This is a genomic window from Shewanella sp. SG44-6 (assembly GCF_014164185.1).
GTDB lineage: Bacteria > Pseudomonadota > Gammaproteobacteria > Enterobacterales > Shewanellaceae > Shewanella > Shewanella vesiculosa.
The window spans coordinates 1-1206 of sequence record NZ_JACJER010000283.1; the positions used below are offsets into that span (position 1 = coordinate 1).

At 38.5% G+C, this 1206-nt stretch carries 1 protein-coding gene and 1 pseudogene; both read right to left on the bottom strand.

Features of this window, described 5'->3' with window-relative positions:
* Positions 1-637: pseudogene (locus tag H5185_RS22190) on the bottom strand (flagellin); the annotation flags it as partial.
* A gap of 214 nt (positions 638-851) precedes the next feature.
* The coding region (locus H5185_RS22195) for a flagellin (RefSeq protein ID WP_259396287.1) at positions 852-1206 on the bottom strand (355 nt) is incomplete at its 5' end.

Here is a 1206-nt window from a genome sequence, read left to right on the forward strand (position 1 = left end):
AACAAATGGTGTAGCTGCAGAAACAGACCTTACAATCACTGGTGGTGGCAAGGTCTGTTTCTGCAGCTACACCATTTGTTGCCGCCGCCACGTTCATTGCGGTACCGCCAACTGTTAGGGAGTTTTGACCTAATGATGATGCTTTGATATTAGACAGTGACAAACTAATTGTTTCATTGGCATTAGAACCAATTTGGAACGATTTAGTGCCAAATGAACCGTCAAGTAATTTCTGGCCACCAAATGAGGTAGTGTCAGCAATACGAGTTAATTCTGACTGCAAAGATGAAATTTCTTTTTGTAAAGACTTACGGTCATCACTTGAGTTTGAACCGTTAGCTGATTGTAAAGATAGATCACGCATACGTTGCAAAATGTTAGTCGACTCTTGCATTGCACCTTCGGCAGTTTGTGCCATTGAAATACCATCGTTAGCATTGCGTGTTGCAACGCCCAAACCATTTATTTGACTGGTTAAACGGTTAGAAATTTGTAAGCCTGCGGCATCATCTTTCGCGCTATTAATACGCAAACCTGATGATAAACGTTCCATTGACGTTTTAAGACCGTTGTTGGCACCATTTAAGTTATTTTGTGCCTTCATTGATGTGACGTTTGTATTTACTGAAATAGCCATGATGTTGCCCTCTACCTAACTTGAATAGTGCCTGCTTGTTCAGTCAGGCAAAGTTTATTTTCTACATACAATGTAACGGCGATATATAAAAAACCTTTAGGAAAAAGTTATCATTAATTTATATTGAACAGCGATAAACAAAAAAACCATATAAATCAAATAATAAAAAACAGGTCAAATGACCTGTTTTTTGTTAAGGATAGGTTTAAATTAACTAACCACCTAATAACGACAATGCAGTTTGCGGGATCTGATTAGCCTGAGCCAACATTGCAGAAGAAGTTTGCGATAGAATTTGCTGCTTAGTCAACTCGGCTGTTTCTTTTGCAAAATCGACATCTTGGATACGACTACGTGCATCTGACACGTTAGATTGGATATTGTTCAAGTTATTAATGGTAAAGCTCATTCTATTCTGAATTGCACCTAAATCTGCACGCTGATTATCAATCTGACCGATAGCGGCATCAATAACACTTATCGCATCTTGCGATTTGGCAGCATCGGTAATATCTAAGCTTTCAACAGATTTAAATGCAGAAGCTGAACTATTAAACTCTGTAGCAGCT